The organism is Streptomyces brasiliensis, assembly GCF_014647875.1.
Lineage (GTDB): Bacteria > Actinomycetota > Actinomycetes > Streptomycetales > Streptomycetaceae > Streptomyces > Streptomyces brasiliensis.
The window spans coordinates 1-17,374 of the sequence record NZ_BMQA01000036.1; the positions used below are offsets into that span (position 1 = coordinate 1).

Genomic DNA, 17,374 nt, shown 5'->3' on the forward strand with positions numbered 1-17,374 from the left:
GTGCCGTCACCGCCTCACACCGAACTCCTTGACCGAATCAAGCAACGGCATTGGGGGGCGCCCTCGCTGTTTCTGCAGGTGCCGGGGGCTGACCGGTGTCGTGACGTCCCGAGTTCGGTACACAGGTGGCCGACAGCAACGTCACCGAGATCTACGCCGCGAACTCCGCGACCGCCGCGGCCGGTTGGGCGCCCTGGCCGAGGCACCGCTGGAGAAGGAGACGCTGGAGGGAGCCGGACGCGTACCGGATCGCCGGGATCACCCGCCTGACGAAGGGCGGGCCGTGGACCCGTGGAGCCCTGGACCCCCGGAGTCCTGGGGCACGCGTGCGACGAGGTAGCGGAACACATTCGGCATCCACACCGTCCCGTCCGGCCGCTGGTACGGGTGCAGGGCCTCCGCCACCTCCTTGTCCACCTGCTCCTGGTCCGTCGCCGCGATCGCCGCGTCGAACAGTCCCGTCGACAGCAGTCCGCGCACGGCGCTGTCGAGGTCGGCGTACCCGAACGGGCAGGCCACCCGCCCGGAGCCGTCCGGCCGCAGCCCGGCCCGCTGCGCGACCTCCTCCAGGTCGTCCCGGCGGGCGGGGCGCGGGCTGCCCGCGCGGCGCAGCGGATCGGCAAGTTTCGCCGCCACCCGCAGCACGGACGACGTGGCGCAGCGCTCGGGCGGACCCCAGCCCGCCAGCACCACGGGCGCCCCGCGTTCCGCGAGCGGTATCGCCTCGGCGAGCAGTTCACCGAGCCCCTCCGAGTCGCCCGCGAGGCACCCGATCGGTTCGAAGGCGGTCACCACCGTGAACGCGGGCGTCTCCGCGTCGGCCGCGTCCCGGGGTGAGCCGTCGACGATCGCGGTGCGCGCACGCGTGCCCGCACCTTCCGGCAACAGCCGCTGCCGGGCCAGAGCCAGCAGTTCGGGGCGGCCGGAGTCGACTCCGGTGACCGCGGCACCTCTGGAGGCCGCCATCAGCAGGGCGAGCCCGGATCCGCAGCCGAGGCCCAGCAGCCGGGTGGCCGGGCCCACTTCGAGTCGCTCGTGGACGGTCTCGTAGAGCGGCACCAGCATCCGCTCCTGGATCTCGGACCAGTCACGCGCGCGTGCGCACAGGTTCACGCGGGGCGTGGTTCCCGCGTGAGACAGGTGTTGCCGCACGAGCGTAGGTGTCATAGGTAAGCGCCCCAATCCGCCGAGAGGTGCAGGAGTGCCCATTCCGTGGCCCCCGTGCCGTGCGCTCGCACTCCCCACGTATGCCAGGTAACTCCCGGCTCGCGACCGCGTCCATAGGTCGTGGGGCCCGGCTTGGGGCATCCCGGTGCCTGTGACGAGAATTCACATCCCGGCAACGTGGACCCGTACCATCGCGCCATGGCAAAGGCACCCGTTCTCACGCCGCGGGCGGACGACTTCCCGCGCTGGTACCAGGATCTGATCAACAAGGCCGAACTGGCCGACAACGGTCCGGTGCGCGGCACCATGGTCATCCGACCGTACGGGTACGGGCTGTGGGAGCGGATGCAGGCGGAGATGGACGCCCGCATCAAGGAGACGGGCACCCAGAACGCTTACTTCCCGCTGCTGATCCCGCAGTCGTATCTCGCGCGGGAAGCGGACCACGTCGAGGGCTTCGCGCCGGAGCTGGCCGTGGTCACCCACGGCGGCGGCAAGGACCTGGAGGAGCCCGCGGTCGTGCGGCCCACCTCCGAGATGATCATCAACGACTACTTCTCCAAGTGGGTGCAGAGCTACCGAGACCTGCCCCTGCTCATCAACCAGTGGGCGAACGTGGTCCGCTGGGAGCTGCGCCCCCGCCTCTTCCTGCGCACCACCGAGTTCCTGTGGCAGGAGGGCCACACCGCGCACGCCACCTACGAGGACGCCCGGGACTTCGCCGCGCACATCCACCGCAAGGTGTACGAGGACTTCATGGTGAACGTCCTTGCGATGGACGTCGTACCCGGCCGCAAGACCGTCAAGGAGCGGTTCGCCGGTGCCATCAACACCCTCACGCTGGAGGGCATGATGGGCGACGGCAAGGCCCTGCAGATGGCCACCAGCCATGAACTCGGCCAGAACTTCGCCAAGGCGTTCAACACGTCGTACCTGTCGAAGGACGGCACGCAGGAGCTGGTCTGGCAGACCTCCTGGGGCTCCACCACCCGCATGATCGGCGCCCTGGTGATGATGCACGGCGACGACAACGGGCTGCGCGTGCCGCCGCGGCTGGCGCAGATCCAGGCCGTCGTCCTCGCGATCAAGGGGGACGAGGCGGTTCTGGCCAAGGTCCGCGAACTCGGCGACCGGCTGAAGGCGGCCGGGATCCGCGTCCACGTGGACGACCGCACGGACGTCCCGTTCGGCCGGCGCGCCGTCGACTGGGAGCTCAAGGGCGTGCCCGTGCGCATCGAGGTCGGTCCCCGTGACCTGGAGAGCGGCACCGCGATGCTGGCCCGCCGCATCCCCGGCGGCAAGGCACCGGTGTCCCTGGACACCCTGGTCGAGCAGCTCCCCGCCGTCCTCGAGGAGGACCAGGCGCTGCTGCTGCGCCAGGCCCGCGAGCGCCGTGAGTCCCGCACCACGGAGGTGTCGACGGTCGACGAGGCCGTCGAGGCCGCGACGGCCGGTGGCTGGGCGCGGGTCCCGTGGGCGGCTCTCGGCGAAGAAGGCGAGGTCAAACTGGCCGAGCACGCCGTGACCGTACGGTGTCTGGTCACGGAGGACGGGGCGGTGCCCGACGCCGAGGACGCGCCCGGTAACGTCGCGGTCGTCGCGCGCGCTTACTGAGGTACGGGGTTCCGCCCCGAGAGCGACCGAAACGCCTCTTGCGCATCCGCCGAACACACGTACCCCGCCGCGCGGACGGGATCTACGCGCCGGGTCGTACGTCGGCCTACGTACCGGCTTGGTACGAGCTGTGAGGCTTCTCCGCAGATCAGCGCACCCGCCCTCGTCAGGACACATCAGCGGCAACTGACGGGTACGTGCAAATTAATTGGGATGGCCCGGAATCGGAACACAGAGGCGCTCCGGCTCGTTGTCATTACGTGAGCACGACACAGACACCACCTGTACTCGCAGCGGAGCTGGCGCAGGCGTGGGCCGACATTCAGCGGTACCACCCCGAGCTGCCGGACCTCGCCGCGCCAGAGTCCCTGATCGGGGAGTCGTCGTCCGCGTGCGGACACGAGCTCTCCTTCGAGCGACTGCTCCATGAGGCAGTCCACGGCATCGCAGCCTCCCGCGGGGTCCGCGACACCTCCCGCGCCGGCCGCTACCACAACCGCAGATTCCTCGCCGTCGCCGAGGAGCTGGGCCTGGACCACCCCGACGAACCGCACCCCAGCAGCGGCTTCTCACTGGTCACGCTCAACCCCGAGGCCAAGCGGCGCTACCGGCCGACCATCGAGCGGCTCCAGCGCGCCCTGAAGGCGCACACGGCAGCCACGTCCGCCGATACCTCCCGCACCTTCCGCGGCCCGGCCGCCCGCCACGGCTCCTCCGGCGGCGGCGTTCGCGTCAAGGCGGTCTGCGACTGCGGCCGCAACGTCCGGGTGGTCCCGTCGGTCCTGGCCCAGGCCCCGATCGTCTGCGGCGGCTGCGGCAAGCCGTTCCGCATCCCGGAAGTCGCCGGCGCCGCATAACACGAACCGCGAGCCACCGGCATCTCGTGGGTGCCGGAGCGGTCGACCGAGCGTCGGGTGTCTTTGTCTGCCGCGCAGCTGCGGGCAGTCGTGCCGCTGGGGCGACGGGGGCGCCCCTGCGTGAGCGAAGCCGAGCGTGGGTGAGGGCGGGGGAGCGGCACCTCGTGGCGCCGGGCAGCGCATCCGACGGAGGTCACCTCTACGCCGGGTGCTCGTCAGGCGTGCCCGGCCGCAGCTCCCCCCTCGGCCAGAAGGGACCCGCAGGGTATGGCACAATGGCTAGCTGTACTCGACAGCCGCACAGGACCCCTCTCTCCTCCGGCTGACGCGTCCATCGGGCACTCGGGTACCGCAACCCCACGCGGCAGTCTCGCCGTGCCCAACCACGTCAAATCCAGGAGAACCCACTCCCGTGGCAGTCAAGATCAAGCTGAAGCGTCTGGGCAAGATCCGTTCGCCTCACTACCGCATCGTCGTCGCCGACTCCCGCACCCGCCGTGACGGCCGTGCGATCGAGGAGATCGGCAAGTACCACCCGACCTACAACCCGTCGGTCATCGAGGTGGACGCCGACCGTGTGGCGTACTGGCTCGGCGTCGGCGCCCAGCCGACCGAGCCCGTCCTCGCCATCCTGAAGAAGACCGGCGACTGGCAGAAGTTCAAGGGCGAGCCCGCCCCGGCGCCGCTGCTCGTCGCCGAGCCGAAGGCCGTGCGTCCGTCGTTCGAGGCTCTCGGCGGTGACGACGAGGGCAAGGGTGAGGCGATCACCCAGAAGAAGAAGGCTGAGAAGAAGGACGAGGCCGCTGCCGAGTCCTCCGAGTCGACCGAGGCCTGAGCAGCATGCTCGAAGAGGCGCTTGAGCACCTCGTGAAGGGCATCGTCGACAACCCTGACGATGTGCAGGTCGCCTCGCGCGACCTGCGCCGCGGGCGTGTGCTGGAGGTCCGGGTCCACCCCGACGACCTCGGCAAGGTGATCGGCCGCAACGGCCGCACCGCGCGCGCCCTGCGCACCGTCGTGGGCGCCATCGGCGGCCGCGGTGTTCGCGTCGACCTCGTCGACGTGGACCACGTCCGCTGACGCTTCATCGCAACCGGCTCGGGCCGGGGAGGGCCACTGGGCCGTCCCCGGCCCGTAGTCGTCAGGACAGGAGATCTTCAGAAGTGCAGCTCGTAGTCGCGCGGATCGGCCGCGCCCACGGCATCAAGGGCGAGGTCACCGTCGAGGTCCGTACGGACGAGCCGGAGCTGAGGCTCGCGCCGGGCGCCGTCCTGGCCACGGACCCCGCCTCGGCGGGCCCGCTCACCATCGAGACCGGCCGGGTGCACAGCGGGCGCCTGCTCCTGCGGTTCGAGGGCGTGGGCGACCGCAACGCCGCCGAGGCCCTGCGCAACACCCTCCTGATCGCCGAGGTCGACCCGAACGAGCTGCCCGAGGCGGAGGACGAGTACTACGACCATCAGCTGATGGACCTGGACGTCGTCACCAAGGACGGGGTGGAGGTCGGCCGGATCACCGAGATCTCGCACCTGCCCTCCCAGGACCTCTTCATCGTCGAGCGGCCCGACGGCAGCGAGGTGATGATCCCCTTCGTCGAGGAGATCGTCGTGGAGATCGACCTGGAGGAACAGCGGGCGGTCATCGACCCGCCGCCCGGCCTGATCGACGACCGGGCCGAGATCGACTCCTCGGAGGACGAGTCGTAATGCGCCTCGACGTCGTCACGATCTTCCCCGAGTACCTCGAACCGCTGAACGTCTCCCTCGTCGGCAAGGCACGCGCGCGTGGACAGCTGAACGTCCATGTGCACGACCTGCGCGCGTGGGCGTACGACCGGCACAGCACCGTCGACGACACGCCGTACGGCGGCGGCCCCGGCATGGTCATGAAGACCGGGCCCTGGGGCGATGCCCTGGACTCCGTCCTCGCCGACGGGTACGAGACGGGCTCGCACGCGCCCGCCCTGATCGTCCCCACCCCCAGCGGCCGCCCCTTCACCCAGGAACTGGCCGTCGAACTGTCCGAGCGCCCCTGGCTGATCTTCACGCCGGCCCGCTACGAGGGCATCGACCGGCGCGTCATGGACGAGTACGCCACCCGCATACCGGTGTACGAGGTGTCCATCGGCGACTACGTCCTCGCCGGCGGTGAGGCGGCCGTACTGGTGATCACGGAGGCCGTGGCGCGGCTGCTGCCCGGCGTCCTGGGCAACGCCGAGTCCCACCGGGACGACTCCTTCGCGCCCGGCGCGATGGCCAACCTCCTGGAGGGCCCTGTCTACACCAAGCCGCCCGTCTGGCGCGGCCGGGACATCCCCGAGGTGCTGCTCAGCGGGCACCACGGCAAGATCGCCCGCTGGCGCCGCGACGAGGCCCTCAAGCGCACGACGGCCCACCGGCCCGACCTCGTCGAGCGTTGCGACCCCAAGGCCTTCGACAAGAAGGACCGCGAGATGCTCTCCATCCTGGGCTGGGCACCGGATCCCGACGGGGAGCCGTACGGCCGATTTTGGCGCAGGCCAGAGGGCGTGGAAGAATAAACCGCTGTTGTGCGTCCGTCTGGTGTGCGCCCCTGCCACGGGGGGACACGACGCCCGCCCCGACCCGCACGGCAGACCTCAAGGAAACCTAGTTCCCGTTGATGACCTGTGGCATCAGCGAAGAAAGCAGACGACATGTCTCACCTGCTCGACTCCGTCGACTCCGCGTCGCTGCGCAGCGACATCCCGGCCTTCCGCCCGGGTGACACGGTCAACGTCCACGTCCGCGTCATCGAGGGCAACCGCTCCCGTGTGCAGCAGTTCAAGGGCGTTGTGATCCGCCGCCAGGGCTCCGGTGTCCGCGAGACCTTCACGGTCCGCAAGGTCTCGTTCTCCGTCGGCGTCGAGCGCACCTTCCCGGTGCACACCCCGATCGTCGAGAAGATCGAGCTCGTCACCCGCGGTGACGTGCGTCGCGCCAAGCTGTACTACCTGCGCGACCTGCGCGGCAAGGCCGCGAAGATCAAGGAGAAGCGCGAGAGCTGAGCGCTCTCCGGGGTTCATGGGAAGGCCGGATAGCATCTGGCTCCGATGGACACCGAAGCACAGCCGACGGAGCGCGACCGCTCCTCCCGTCTCCCCCCGGAGGCCGTGGAGGGACGGTCGCGTTTCGCGTTGGTGCCGCGGATCACCGAGTGGCTGCCGGGCGGCCGGATCACCCTCACCGCCTTCACCTGCCTGCTCTTCCTGCTGCTCCTCAACACGTTCGTGGTGCAACCGTTCGAGATCCCGAGCGGATCCATGGAGCGGGGATTGAGGATCGGGGACCGCGTTCTCGTAAATAAGTTGGCGTACCGTTTCGGTGCCGATCCGCGGCGCGGCGATGTCGTCGTGTTCGACGGAACCGGGTATTTCGGGGACGCCGACTACATCAAGCGCGTTGTGGGGGTGGGGGGCGACCACGTGGTGTGCTGCGACAAGGAGGGGAGACTCGAGGTGAACGGCCGGCCGGTCGACGAGACGGCGTTCCTCTACCCCGGGGACAGCCCGTCCGGCGTGCCTTTCGACGTCGTCGTGCCCGACGGCAGGCTCTTCGTCCTCGGCGACCACCGCAGCGACTCCAGCGACTCCCGCGACCACCTGGGCTCGCCGGGCGGCGGCATGATCCCGGTCGGCGACGTCATCGGGCGGGCCGACTGGATCGTCTGGCCTTCCGCCCACTGGACCCGCCTGCACCGCCCCACTGCCTATGCGCGCGTGCCCGCCGCTTCCGGCTACGCGCGCGTGCCCGTCACCTCTCCCCACGCGCGTGTGCCCGCACCGTCCGTTTCCGCGGAGGGCACGCATGGGTAATCGCGGCAAGCCGCGCGGTGTGCCCGGCAGCGCCGCCGAGAACCTGCTGCCCACCGGGAACCGGCGTGCCGCGCAGCCGGCCGGTGGCCGCACGCGTGCGGAGCGGCGCAAGCTCCAGCGCAAGGTCAAGCGCAGGCGCCGCCGCGGCGCCGTGCGCGAGATACCGCTCCTGGTGGGCGTGGCCGTCCTGATAGCGCTGGTCCTGAAGACCTTCCTCGTGCAGGCCTTCGTGATCCCGTCCGGCTCGATGGAGCAGACGATCCGGATCGGGGACCGTGTCCTGGTCGACAAGCTCACCCCGTGGTTCGGCGCCAAGCCGCAGCGCGGCGACGTCGTCGTCTTCCACGACCCGGGCGGCTGGCTGGCCGACGAGCAGACGGCGGAGAAGAACGATCCCGTGGGCGTCAAGCAGGTCAAGGAAGGCCTCACCTTCATCGGTCTGCTGCCCTCCGACAACGAGAAGGACCTCATCAAGCGGGTCATCGGCGTCGGCGGCGACCACGTCAAGTGCTGCGACGCGCAGGGGCGGGTGACCGTCAACGGCGTACCGCTGACCGAGGGCGACTACGTGTATCCCGGCGACGCCCCGTCCAGCGCTCCCTTCGACATCACCGTCCCCCAGGGGCGGCTGTGGGTGATGGGCGACCACCGGGGCAACTCCGCGGACTCCCGCGCGCACCAGGACACCGGCTACGGCGGCACGGTCTCCGTGGACTCCGTGGTGGGCCGCGCCATGCTCATCGGCTGGCCGATCGGCCATTGGAGCACCTTGAAGGAACCTAAAACCTTCGCAAGCGTGTTGAACTCCGTGTCGGGGACGACCGTGGCCACGCGGCCGCCGGATAGGGTTGCCCCAGACGATCCGAACGGATCCGTCCAGCTCCCGACCCCTGCGGAACTCCCGCTCGTTATGGGAGTGGTGGGCCTGCGCCGCGCATGGGGCAGGCGGCGGCACGGAGTAAGGAGTTGGCGTGGGGGATGTGGCGGTTGGCGCACGGTCCGGGCACGACGGCGAGGAGCACCGCGGGCGCCCCGTAAAAGCGAGTGTCCCCGCCGGGGACGGGACCGTGACCTCCGGGAGTGACACCGGGGGGGCCGACGACGGTACGGCCGGCGGACAGTCGCGGGCGGACGAACAGGGATCGCGCGATGCGGCCGCCGGGCCGAGCAAGCCGCGCTCCTTCTGGAAGGAACTGCCGATCCTGGTCGTCATCGCGCTGGTGCTGGCGCTGCTGATCAAGACGTTCCTGGTGCAGGCGTTCTCGATTCCGTCCGACTCGATGCAGAACACCCTCCAGCAGGGTGACCGCGTCCTGGTCGACAAGCTCACCCCGTGGTTCGGCTCCGAGCCCGACCGCGGTGAGGTCGTCGTCTTCCACGACCCGGACAACTGGCTGGCGGGCGAGCCGACGGCCAACCCGAACGCGGTGCAGAAGATCCTCAGCTGGATCGGCCTCATGCCGTCCGCCGAGGAGAAGGACCTCATCAAGCGTGTCATCGGCGTCGGCGGCGACACCGTCGCGTGCAACGGGACCGGCCCGCTGACGGTCAACGGCAAGGCGCTGAACGAGCCGTACGTGTACCCGGGCAACACCCCCTGCACCGTCGACGACCAGGGCGGTCAATTCAAGGTGAAGGTCCCCGAGGGCTTCATCTGGGTGATGGGCGACCACCGCCAGAACTCCCGCGACTCGCGCTACAACCAGGGCGACAAGAACCACGGCATGGTCCCGGTCGACAAGGTCGTCGGCCGTGCCATCGTCAAGGCCTGGCCGATCAACCGCTGGGGCACGCTCCCGGTCCCGGACACCTTCGACCAGCCCGGCCTGGATCAGCAGTCCTCCGCCGCCGCGTCGCTCACGGTGGCCCCGGAGGGGCTCGCCCTCGCAGGCGTGCTGCCGTTGGCGGTGTGGCGCCGCAGGCGCGTGATCACCCTGACCGCGAAGCCGGAGACGCAGACGACGGTGGCGACCGGCCGGCGCTGACACCGCCGCCACGGTATCCGGCCCCGCCGCCCGAGCAGTCCCGCAACTCCCACCCCCACCGCACCGACCGGAGCGGTGGGGGTTCGCTGTGCGCGCGATCCGCTTCTGTGAAGACCTTGGGTAGCTTGTGATCCTGGTCGCGGGAGAAGGGCTCCCTCCGTTCGGTACCGCCGGGTAGGGTGCGGATCCATGGGTGGCGAGAGCACGACACGTACGGCCCCGCGCAGCGGCGGCACCAGCACGGCGCAGGTCGGCAGCCGGCTCGGAGAGCGGCTGTCGGGGGTGGCCGTGGCGCTGGGCCTGGTGCTGTTCCTCGGCGGATTCGGGTGGGGAGCGGTGGAGTACCGGCCCTACACCGTGCCCACCAGTTCTATGACGCCGACGATCGACGTCGGCGACCGTGTCCTGGCACAGCGCGTCGACGGCAGCGAGATTCGCCGGGGTGACGTGGTCGTCTTCCGTGACAAGAGCTGGGTCACCAACGCGGACGTCGTCAAGCGCGTCGTCGCGGTCGGCGGCGACACCGTCGCCTGCTGCACGGACGGCAAGCTGACCGTGAACGGCAAGCAGATCGACGAGCCCTACCTGCCCGAGGGCAGCCTCGCCGAGATCACGAACTTCCCGACCGTCAAGGTCCCTCAGGGCCGGCTGTTCCTGCTCGGCGACGAACGCCAGGGCTCCCTGGACTCCACGGCCCACCTCACCGACGCGGCCAGCGGCACCGTGTCCACCGCCGCCGTGAGCGCCCGCGTCGACGCCGTCGCCTGGCCCATGAAGGGCATGCTGGGGCGCCCCACGGGCTTCGAGACCCTGGGCCCGCTGTCCCAGCCGGGCCCGCTGCGCACCATCCTCGTCCTGATCGTCGCCGGCGCCGTCCTCGTCCTCGGCGGCGGCGCCTACGGCCCGATCGCGAAGCGCCTGGGCGGCTCCCGCGGGCGTACCCGGACGGAGCCCGTCGGTGCCCGCTGAGGCCACGGACGCGAGCGAGGAGGCGTACGGCGGCGGCCTCCGCAAGGTCGCCCGGGTGGTCCTGCTCGACCCCGACGACCGCATCCTGCTCCTGCACGGCCACGAGCCGGACGACCCGGCCGACGACTGGTGGTTCACGCCCGGCGGCGGTCTGGAGGGCGACGAGACGCGCGAGGAGGCCGCACTGCGGGAACTCGCCGAGGAGACCGGTATCACGGACGTCGAACTCGGCCCGGTCCTGTGGCGGCGGCGGTGTTCCTTCCCGTTCGCGGGCCGTCGCTGGGACCAGGACGAGTGGTACTACCTGGCCCGGGCGGCCGATACGGTCCAGACGGTGCCCGAGGCCACGGCCCTGACCGAGCTGGAGCGACGCAGCGTCGCCGGAGCGAGGTGGTGGACGTGTCAGGAACTGGCCCGGGCGCATGAGACGGTGTATCCGACCAGACTCGCCGAGCTGCTGCACCGGCTGCTCGACGATGGTCCCCCGGCCGGACCCGTAACCCTTGACACGGAAATCGTCTAGGGGCGCGCGGGACTGGCGCACAATGGTGGGATCGCACGGCTGAAGGGGAACATGCCATGAGCGCCGAGGACCTCGAAAAGTACGAGACCGAGATGGAGCTGAAGCTCTACCGGGAGTACCGCGATGTCGTCGGTCTGTTCAAATACGTGATCGAGACCGAGCGGCGCTTCTACCTCACCAACGACTACGAGATGCAGGTGCACTCGGTCCAGGGCGAGGTGTTCTTCGAGGTGTCCATGGCGGACGCCTGGGTCTGGGACATGTACCGCCCGGCCCGCTTCGTGAAGCAGGTACGCGTATTGACATTCAAGGACGTGAACATCGAGGAGCTGAACAAGAGCGACCTCGAGCTGCCGGGCGGCTGAAGGCCCACGAACGGGTGACGGAGTTGTCCACAACCGGCGAGTAGTCCACCAAGATCCACTTCGCTCGCTGGGATGCGTGACGGTTGGCGCCGGAGGTGGTGCCGACATGAACACGCAGCAGGCGCGCAGCGCACTCGGCAAGTACGGCGAGGACCTGGCCGCCCGGCGGCTGACCGAGGCCGGGATGACGGTCCTGGAGCGCAACTGGCGCGGCGGCAGGTCCGGTGAGATCGACATCGTGGCGCGGGACGGGAGCACGCTCGTCGTCTGCGAGGTGAAGACCCGGCGGGGCGGTGCGTACCAGCATCCGATGGCCGCGGTGACCCCGGACAAGGCGTCCCGCCTGCGCGACCTGGCGCAACGCTGGATCCAGACCCACGGCGGCGCCCCGCCCGGCGGCGTCCGCATCGACCTGGTCGGCGTCGTCGTCCCCGACCGCGGCGCCCCCGTGGTCGAGCACGCGCGGGGGGTGGCCTGATGGGATTCGCGCGTACGTGCTCGGTGGCGCTGGTGGGCGTCGAAGGCGTGGTGGTCGAGGTCCAGGCCGACCTGGAACCGGGGGTGGCGGCGTTCACGCTGGTGGGGTTACCGGACAAGAGTCTGACGGAGAGCCGGGACCGGGTGCGGGCGGCCGTCGTCAACTCCGGCGGCGCGTGGCCGCAGAAGAAACTCACGGTGGGCCTCAGCCCGGCATCGGTGCCGAAGGCGGGCAGCGGCTTCGACCTCGCCGTCGCCTGTGCGGTGCTGGGTGCCGCCGAGCGGATCGACCCACGGGTCCTGGCCGACATCGTGATGATCGGCGAGCTGGGACTGGACGGGCGGGTGCGCCCGGTCCGGGGCATCCTGCCGGCGGTACTGGCCGCCGCGGACGCAGGTTACGAGCAGGTGGTCGTTCCCGAATGCGCCGCAGCGGAAGCCTCGTTGGTGCCCGGAGTGTCCGTGCTCGGCGTCCGCAGCCTCAGGCAGCTGGTCGCCGTCCTGACCGACGAGCCCGTGCCCGAGGAGGAACCCGACGAGCTCGGCCGCCCGGATCCGCTCCTGGCCGGCCTGCGCGTACCCGGCACGGGCGCGGCCACGGGCATGCACAGCACGGGCGCCGCGCAGCGCGACCACGACCATGACCTGGCCGACGTCGTGGGCCAGACCTCGGCGCGTACGGCCGTCGAGGTGGCCGCTGCGGGCGGACACCACCTCTTCCTCGAGGGACCGCCCGGCGCGGGCAAGACCATGCTCGCGGAGCGGCTGCCCACCGTCTTGCCCCGGCTCAGCCGGGAGGACTCGCTGGAGGTCACGGCGGTGCACTCGGTCGCCGGACTGCTGCCACCGGGCAAGCCCCTCATCGACGTCGCGCCGTACTGCGCCCCGCACCACTCGGCCACCATGCAGTCACTGGTCGGCGGCGGCCCGGGCGTCGCACGACCCGGCGCCGTCTCGCTCGCTCACCGGGGCGTGCTGTTCCTGGACGAGGCGCCCGAGTTCCACAGCCAGACGCTCGACGCCCTGCGACAGCCCCTGGAGGCGGGTCATGTCGTGATCGCACGCAGTGCGGGGGTGGTGCGGTTCCCGGCCAGGTTCCTGATGGTGCTGGCGGCCAACCCGTGCCCGTGCGGCCGATTCTCGCAGCGCGACACCCGGTGCGAGTGTCCCCCCTCGGCGATCCGTCGCTATCAGGCGCGACTGTCCGGGCCCCTGCTCGACCGGGTCGACCTCCGCATCGAGGTCGACCCCGTCACCCGGGCCCAGCTCACCGAGCCGGGAGCCCGGGGCGAGTCCACCGCGACCGTCGCCGACCGGGTGCTGGCGGCCCGGGAGCGCGCGGCCGCCCGCCTGGCCGCAACCCCGTGGCGGACCAACAGCGAAGTGCCCGGCAGGGAGCTGCGCAGCCGCTGGTCCGCCAGAGCCGGCGCGATGGACGACGCCGAGCGCAACCTGGAGAGGGGTGTCCTGACGGCTCGCGGGCTGGACCGCGTCCTGCGCGTCGCCTGGACGGTGGCGGACCTCGTCGGCCACGACCGGCCGGACGCCACCGACGTGGCCCTCGCCCTGCAGCTGCGCACCGGAGTCCCGAGGGGCGTGCCGATGGCCATCGGGGCGCTGACGTGACCGGAGACCACGAACCGGACCCCGAACTGCTGGGGCGGGTCTTTCTTGCCCGGGTCGTCGAGCCCGGGGACGAGATCGGTGGGCGGTGGTTGCGTGAGTTCGGGGTGGGGGAAGTGGTGCGGCGGCTGCGGGACAGCGGGGAGGCCCTGCCGGGGGTGAGCGCGACGCGGTGGGACGGGCTGCTGGCTCGCGCCGGGCGTGCCGACCCGCGACGGGACCTCGATGTCGCACGGAACGCCGGCATGCGGTTCGTGTGCCCGGGAGCCGCCGAGTGGCCCGCCCAGCTCGACGACCTGGGGGACGCCCGGCCCACGGGACTGTGGGTCCGCGGCCTGCCCAGTCTGCGGATGTGGGCGCTCCGGTCGGTCGCCGTCGTCGGCGCCCGCGCCTGCACGGAGTACGGCGCCCACATGGCGGCCGGCCTCGCCGCGGGGCTCGCCGAGCGCGGCTGGGTCGTGGTCTCCGGCGGGGCCTACGGCGTCGACGGCGCCGCCCACCGGGGCGCCCTCGGCGCCGGCGGCGCCACCGTCGCCGTCCTGGCCTGCGGCGTCGACCGGCCCTATCCGCGCGGACACACCGCATTGATCACCAGGATCGCGGAACAGGGACTGGTGGTGGGGGAGTTGCCGCCCGGTGATCATCCGACCCCGAGCAGATTCATCCTCCGGAACCGGGTGATCGCGGCGCTCACCAGGGGCACCGTCGTGGTGGAGGCCGCCCACCGCAGCGGCTCGCTGGTTACGGCGCGGGCGGCGCAGCGCCTCGGGCGGTTCACGATGGGCGTCCCCGGCCCCGCCACCAGCGCCCTCTCCGCAGGCGTCCACGAGCTGCTGCGCGGCGAGGCCGTCCTGGTCACCGACCCCGCGGAAGTCGTCGAACTGGTGGGCGACATGGGAGAGCTGGCCCCGGCCAAGCATGGCCCCGTCCTCCCCCGTGACCTGCTGGAACCCGCCGTCCGACGGGTCCTGGCCGCGCTGCCCGGACACCGGGCGGCAGCACCCGGGGAGATCGCGCACGGCGCACAGACCACGGAGGACGAGGTGATCGCGAGGCTGTACGAACTGCGAGCACTTGGGTACGTCGAACGACACGACGACAGCTGGAAGTTGACACGCCAGGCGATGATCTCGGTCCGGGGTCGTCACGGTCCGTGTTGACCGAACGTGTTCGGCCGTCCGGGGGAACCCCCGACACCCTTGGGAATTCCCGGAGTTGGCACCCTTGGCCCTCACGCTGAGCAACCCGCTGGGTGGGGCGGCGCGCGCCATGGAGGCGGTCCGCGCGAGGGTGGAGCCGCACCGTTCGCACACCGCGACACCTCAGTCACGCTACGCTCACGAGGACCCCGACGCAGACCGCGCCAACTCGACATCAGACCGACAGCTCACCCAGGCACTCCACTTCTCGGCACTTCACGGCAGAACGGCACAAGGCGACGAATGCCCCAGCACACCTCCGGGTCCGACCGGGCGGCGCTCCCCCCAGCCGCCCGCGACGGTGGCAGCGTGCGGCCGCCCGCTCCCTCGACGCTCGACGAGCTGTGGCGGTCGTACAAGGCGACAGGGGACGAGCGACTGCGGGAACAGCTGATCCTGCACTACTCGCCGCTCGTGAAGTACGTGGCGGGACGGGTCAGCGTCGGTCTGCCACCGAACGTGGAACAGGCCGACTTCGTGTCCTCGGGAGTGTTCGGGCTGATCGACGCGATCGAGAAGTTCGACATCGAGCGGGAGATCAAGTTCGAGACGTACGCGATCACCCGCATCCGGGGCGCGATGATCGACGAGCTGCGGGCGCTGGACTGGATCCCGCGGTCGGTGCGGCAGAAGGCGCGCAACGTCGAGCGGGCCTATGCGACGCTCGAGGCCCGGCTGAGGCGCACGCCCTCGGAGGGTGAGGTGGCCGCCGAGCTGGGCATCGAGGTGGACGAACTGCATGCGGTGTTCAGCCAGTTGTCGCTGGCCAACGTGGTGGCCCTGGAGGAGTTGCTGCACGTCGGAGGCGAGGGCGGCGACCGGCTGAGCCTGATGGACACGCTGGAGGACACCGCCGCGGACAACCCCGTGGAGGTGGCCGAGGACCGGGAGCTTCGGCGGTTCCTGGCGCGGGCCATCAACACGCTGCCGGAGCGGGAGAAGACCGTCGTCACGCTGTACTACTACGAGGGCCTCACGCTCGCCGAGATCGGGAACGTGCTCGGGGTCACCGAGAGCCGGGTCAGCCAGATCCACACCAAGTCGGTGCTCCAGCTGCGGGCCAAGCTGGCGAGCTTCGGGCGCTGAGCCCCCGGGGGCCGTGCCCGCGGAAACGCCCGGGTTGCCGGGACCGTCTCCCGCCTCGGGTGGTGCGTCCGTACAGTGGTTGACGTGCCAAGGATTCGAGCGGCCTCCGTGGCCGAGCACAGATCGATGCAGCGAGCCGCCCTGCTGGACGCGGCGCGGTCCCTCCTGTCCGAGGGCGGTACGGAGGCGCTGACCTTCCCGGCCCTCGCCGAGCGGACGGGGCTCGCACGGTCGTCGGTGTACGAGTACTTCCGGTCCCGGGCCGCCGTGGTCGAGGAGCTGTGCGAGGTCGACTTCCCGGTGTGGGCGGCGGAGGTCGCGGCGGCGGTGGAGCGGGTGGACTCGGCCGAGGGCAAGGTCGAGGCGTATGTGCGACGACAACTGGGGTTGGTGGGGGACCGTCGGCACCGGGCCGTGGTCGCCATCTCCGCGAGTGAGCTCGATGCCGGGGCTCGGGAGAAGATCCGGGCCGCCCATGGCGGGCTCGTGGCGATGATCGTCGAGGCGCTGGAGGAGATGGGGCACGGGCAGCCTCGGCTGGCGGCGATGCTGGTGCAGGGCGTGGTGGATACGGCTGCGCGGCGGATCGAGTTGGGGGCGGCGGAGGATCCCGCGGTGATCACTGATGCGGCCGTTGTGATGGCGCTGCGGGGGGTTACCGGCTGAGGCGCGCCGGGGCTGGGCGGGGGTGGGTTTCGCTTGCCCGCGCTTGCGGGAGGTGCCTCCCCCACTCTCGGCCTCGCTCGAGCGGGGGGACCCCCATCGCCCACCTCTGCGGCCTGGGAACCTCCCCAGGCCCTCGAGGCACTGGGGGGAGGCACGACTGCCCGCAGCCGCGGCGGTAGGGCCGTCAGGTGCCCGCGGGCTGGGTGGCAGGTGGAATGCCCAGTACCGGCAGCAGTCGCGACGGGCCGCTGTGCAGCAGCCACGGTGGTAGCAGGCCCAGTGGGTTCAGGTACGTCTCGCCCCTCAGCAGGCCCCAGTGCAGGCATACCCGCCCGCAGTGCGCCCCCGTGGCTTCGACGACTCCGACCGCCTCGCCCGCCTCCACCTCGTCACCCTTCTCCACCGACGGGTGCACCGGCTCGTAGGTCGTGCGGAGGTCCGTGCCCGTCAGGGTCACCGACACCACACCCCTTCCCGCCACCTGCCCCGCGAACGACACCCTTCCCGGCGCCACCGCTCGTACCGGAGTGCCCGGTGGGGCCGCCAGGTCCACGCCTCGGTGGCCTCGGCCGTACGGCGTCGCCGGGGGGTCCCAGCCCCGTACCACTGTCGGGTGCGTGCCCACCGGCCAGGCGCGGGCGATCACCGGGACCGGCGGGCCTGGGGCAGGTGGGCCCGGTGGGGCCGCGCCGGCCATGGCCGGCGTCAGCAGCAGCCCCAGCCCCAGCAGGGCCAGCAGCAATGCCGCCCATGTCGTCGCCGTGCGCCTCGTGCTCAGCCTCGTCCTCATGCGAGAACCGTCCCGTATCCCGTCGATCATGGCCGGGATCTGTGGACTACTCACCGGTTGTGGACAGTGGCGTCACCCGGTGGGTCGGCGGTCCCGTACACTTCTGTTGGCGATCCGGGTCACCGGGTCGACTTCGCACGCCCCGACATCGAGCCCTCACCGGCCGGTGTCAGCGCTCCTCGGTCCTTCGTGGCAACGGCGCAACGCGGGCGTCAGGCGCG

Annotated in this window: 20 protein-coding genes; 18 read left to right on the forward strand and 2 right to left on the reverse strand. The window is 71.2% G+C overall.

The genetic code is table 11. The features are described 5' to 3' along the window. Positions 1 to 258 precede the first annotated feature (258 nt). Positions 259 to 1,167 (reverse strand): SAM-dependent methyltransferase, encoded by a 909-nt coding sequence (locus IEZ19_RS34740; RefSeq protein WP_189315367.1) that lies wholly within the window; start codon positions 1,165 to 1,167, stop codon positions 259 to 261. A 198-nt stretch (positions 1,168 to 1,365) separates the two neighbouring features. On the opposite strand from IEZ19_RS34740, the gene proS reads away from it, so the two are divergent. The 18 genes from proS (at position 1,366) to IEZ19_RS34830 (ending at position 16,363) form a co-directional block, all read left to right on the forward strand. Beyond that, positions 1,366 to 2,781, forward strand: a complete 1,416-nt coding sequence (gene proS / locus IEZ19_RS34745; protein WP_189315368.1) for a proline--tRNA ligase — start codon at positions 1,366 to 1,368, stop codon at positions 2,779 to 2,781. Positions 2,782 to 3,041: 260 nt separating this feature from the next. Further along, complete coding sequence (locus IEZ19_RS34750) at positions 3,042 to 3,638, forward strand: hypothetical protein (protein ID WP_189315369.1); 597 nt, start codon at positions 3,042 to 3,044, stop codon at positions 3,636 to 3,638. Positions 3,639 to 4,050: 412 nt separating this feature from the next. After that, on the forward strand, positions 4,051 to 4,473 hold the full coding sequence (gene rpsP / locus IEZ19_RS34755) for a 30S ribosomal protein S16 (RefSeq protein WP_189315370.1): 423 nt from the start codon (positions 4,051 to 4,053) through the stop codon (positions 4,471 to 4,473). 5 nt (positions 4,474 to 4,478) lie between these two features. Next, positions 4,479 to 4,718 (forward strand): RNA-binding protein, encoded by a 240-nt coding sequence (locus tag IEZ19_RS34760; protein WP_005479813.1) that lies wholly within the window; start codon positions 4,479 to 4,481, stop codon positions 4,716 to 4,718. Positions 4,719 to 4,801: 83 nt separating this feature from the next. Further along, positions 4,802 to 5,344, forward strand: a complete 543-nt coding sequence (rimM, locus tag IEZ19_RS34765) for a ribosome maturation factor RimM (protein ID WP_189315371.1) — start codon at positions 4,802 to 4,804, stop codon at positions 5,342 to 5,344. Further along, a complete protein-coding gene (gene trmD / locus IEZ19_RS34770) occupies positions 5,344 to 6,177 on the forward strand; it encodes a tRNA (guanosine(37)-N1)-methyltransferase TrmD (protein WP_189315372.1) in 834 nt (277 codons plus the stop codon). Before rimM ends, trmD begins: the two co-directional genes overlap by 1 nt. A 135-nt stretch (positions 6,178 to 6,312) precedes the next feature. Continuing rightward, positions 6,313 to 6,663: a 50S ribosomal protein L19 gene (gene rplS, locus IEZ19_RS34775; RefSeq protein WP_069778487.1), complete on the forward strand. Its 351-nt coding sequence runs from the start codon at positions 6,313 to 6,315 to the stop codon at positions 6,661 to 6,663. Between the two features lie 45 nt (positions 6,664 to 6,708). Next, a complete protein-coding gene (lepB, locus tag IEZ19_RS34780; protein ID WP_189315373.1) occupies positions 6,709 to 7,470 on the forward strand; it encodes a signal peptidase I in 762 nt (253 codons plus the stop codon). Beyond that, positions 7,463 to 8,554, forward strand: coding sequence for a signal peptidase I (gene lepB, locus IEZ19_RS34785; RefSeq protein ID WP_189315374.1), 1,092 nt, complete (start codon positions 7,463 to 7,465; stop codon positions 8,552 to 8,554). The genes lepB (IEZ19_RS34780) and lepB (IEZ19_RS34785) overlap by 8 nt, the downstream gene beginning before the upstream one ends. After that, a complete protein-coding gene (gene lepB / locus IEZ19_RS34790) occupies positions 8,442 to 9,455 on the forward strand; it encodes a signal peptidase I (RefSeq protein ID WP_189315375.1) in 1,014 nt (337 codons plus the stop codon). The genes lepB (IEZ19_RS34785) and lepB (IEZ19_RS34790) overlap by 113 nt, the downstream gene beginning before the upstream one ends. Positions 9,456 to 9,644: 189 nt before the next feature. Further along, complete coding sequence (lepB, locus tag IEZ19_RS34795; protein WP_189315376.1) at positions 9,645 to 10,424, forward strand: signal peptidase I; 780 nt, start codon at positions 9,645 to 9,647, stop codon at positions 10,422 to 10,424. Beyond that, positions 10,414 to 10,947 carry an NUDIX hydrolase gene (locus IEZ19_RS34800; RefSeq protein ID WP_189315377.1) on the forward strand — a complete coding sequence of 178 codons (534 nt, stop codon included), beginning with the start codon at positions 10,414 to 10,416 and terminating at the stop codon, positions 10,945 to 10,947. The genes lepB (IEZ19_RS34795) and IEZ19_RS34800 overlap by 11 nt, the downstream gene beginning before the upstream one ends. Before the next feature lie 56 nt (positions 10,948 to 11,003). Then, on the forward strand, positions 11,004 to 11,312 hold the full coding sequence (locus tag IEZ19_RS34805; protein ID WP_003965949.1) for a DUF2469 domain-containing protein: 309 nt from the start codon (positions 11,004 to 11,006) through the stop codon (positions 11,310 to 11,312). Positions 11,313 to 11,418: 106 nt separating this feature from the next. After that, a complete protein-coding gene (locus IEZ19_RS34810) occupies positions 11,419 to 11,790 on the forward strand; it encodes a YraN family protein (protein WP_189315378.1) in 372 nt (123 codons plus the stop codon). Continuing rightward, positions 11,790 to 13,415 carry a YifB family Mg chelatase-like AAA ATPase gene (locus IEZ19_RS34815; protein WP_189315379.1) on the forward strand — a complete coding sequence of 542 codons (1,626 nt, stop codon included), beginning with the start codon at positions 11,790 to 11,792 and terminating at the stop codon, positions 13,413 to 13,415. The genes IEZ19_RS34810 and IEZ19_RS34815 overlap by 1 nt, the downstream gene beginning before the upstream one ends. Continuing rightward, positions 13,412 to 14,572: a DNA-processing protein DprA gene (gene dprA / locus IEZ19_RS34820; protein ID WP_189315380.1), complete on the forward strand. Its 1,161-nt coding sequence runs from the start codon at positions 13,412 to 13,414 to the stop codon at positions 14,570 to 14,572. The genes IEZ19_RS34815 and dprA overlap by 4 nt, the downstream gene beginning before the upstream one ends. A 282-nt stretch (positions 14,573 to 14,854) precedes the next feature. Next, positions 14,855 to 15,697: an RNA polymerase sigma factor WhiG gene (gene whiG, locus IEZ19_RS34825; protein ID WP_189315381.1), complete on the forward strand. Its 843-nt coding sequence runs from the start codon at positions 14,855 to 14,857 to the stop codon at positions 15,695 to 15,697. A gap of 108 nt (positions 15,698 to 15,805) precedes the next feature. Continuing rightward, positions 15,806 to 16,363 carry a TetR/AcrR family transcriptional regulator gene (locus tag IEZ19_RS34830; protein ID WP_189315382.1) on the forward strand — a complete coding sequence of 186 codons (558 nt, stop codon included), beginning with the start codon at positions 15,806 to 15,808 and terminating at the stop codon, positions 16,361 to 16,363. A 184-nt stretch (positions 16,364 to 16,547) separates the two neighbouring features. On the opposite strand, the gene IEZ19_RS34835 is transcribed toward IEZ19_RS34830, so the two are convergent. Further along, positions 16,548 to 17,153 carry a murein hydrolase activator EnvC family protein gene (locus tag IEZ19_RS34835; RefSeq protein WP_189315383.1) on the reverse strand — a complete coding sequence of 202 codons (606 nt, stop codon included), beginning with the start codon at positions 17,151 to 17,153 and terminating at the stop codon, positions 16,548 to 16,550. Positions 17,154 to 17,374 lie beyond the last annotated feature (221 nt).

What these genes read in the sequence shown, in the direction of transcription:
- IEZ19_RS34835 (WP_189315383.1), bottom strand. Translation starts at nt 17,153, where the DNA reads ATGAGGACGAGGCTGAGCACGAGGCGCACGGCGACGACATGGGCGGCA.
- IEZ19_RS34805 (WP_003965949.1), top strand. Translation starts at nt 11,004, where the DNA reads ATGAGCGCCGAGGACCTCGAAAAGTACGAGACCGAGATGGAGCTGAAG.
- proS (WP_189315368.1), top strand. Translation starts at nt 1,366, where the DNA reads ATGGCAAAGGCACCCGTTCTCACGCCGCGGGCGGACGACTTCCCGCGC.
- IEZ19_RS34740 (WP_189315367.1), bottom strand. Translation starts at nt 1,167, where the DNA reads ATGACACCTACGCTCGTGCGGCAACACCTGTCTCACGCGGGAACCACG.
- whiG (WP_189315381.1), top strand. Translation starts at nt 14,855, where the DNA reads ATGCCCCAGCACACCTCCGGGTCCGACCGGGCGGCGCTCCCCCCAGCC.
- IEZ19_RS34810 (WP_189315378.1), top strand. Translation starts at nt 11,419, where the DNA reads ATGAACACGCAGCAGGCGCGCAGCGCACTCGGCAAGTACGGCGAGGAC.
- trmD (WP_189315372.1), top strand. Translation starts at nt 5,344, where the DNA reads ATGCGCCTCGACGTCGTCACGATCTTCCCCGAGTACCTCGAACCGCTG.
- lepB (WP_189315374.1), top strand. Translation starts at nt 7,463, where the DNA reads ATGGGTAATCGCGGCAAGCCGCGCGGTGTGCCCGGCAGCGCCGCCGAG.
- IEZ19_RS34760 (WP_005479813.1), top strand. Translation starts at nt 4,479, where the DNA reads ATGCTCGAAGAGGCGCTTGAGCACCTCGTGAAGGGCATCGTCGACAAC.
- rplS (WP_069778487.1), top strand. Translation starts at nt 6,313, where the DNA reads ATGTCTCACCTGCTCGACTCCGTCGACTCCGCGTCGCTGCGCAGCGAC.
- IEZ19_RS34815 (WP_189315379.1), top strand. Translation starts at nt 11,790, where the DNA reads ATGGGATTCGCGCGTACGTGCTCGGTGGCGCTGGTGGGCGTCGAAGGC.
- lepB (WP_189315373.1), top strand. Translation starts at nt 6,709, where the DNA reads ATGGACACCGAAGCACAGCCGACGGAGCGCGACCGCTCCTCCCGTCTC.
- lepB (WP_189315376.1), top strand. Translation starts at nt 9,645, where the DNA reads ATGGGTGGCGAGAGCACGACACGTACGGCCCCGCGCAGCGGCGGCACC.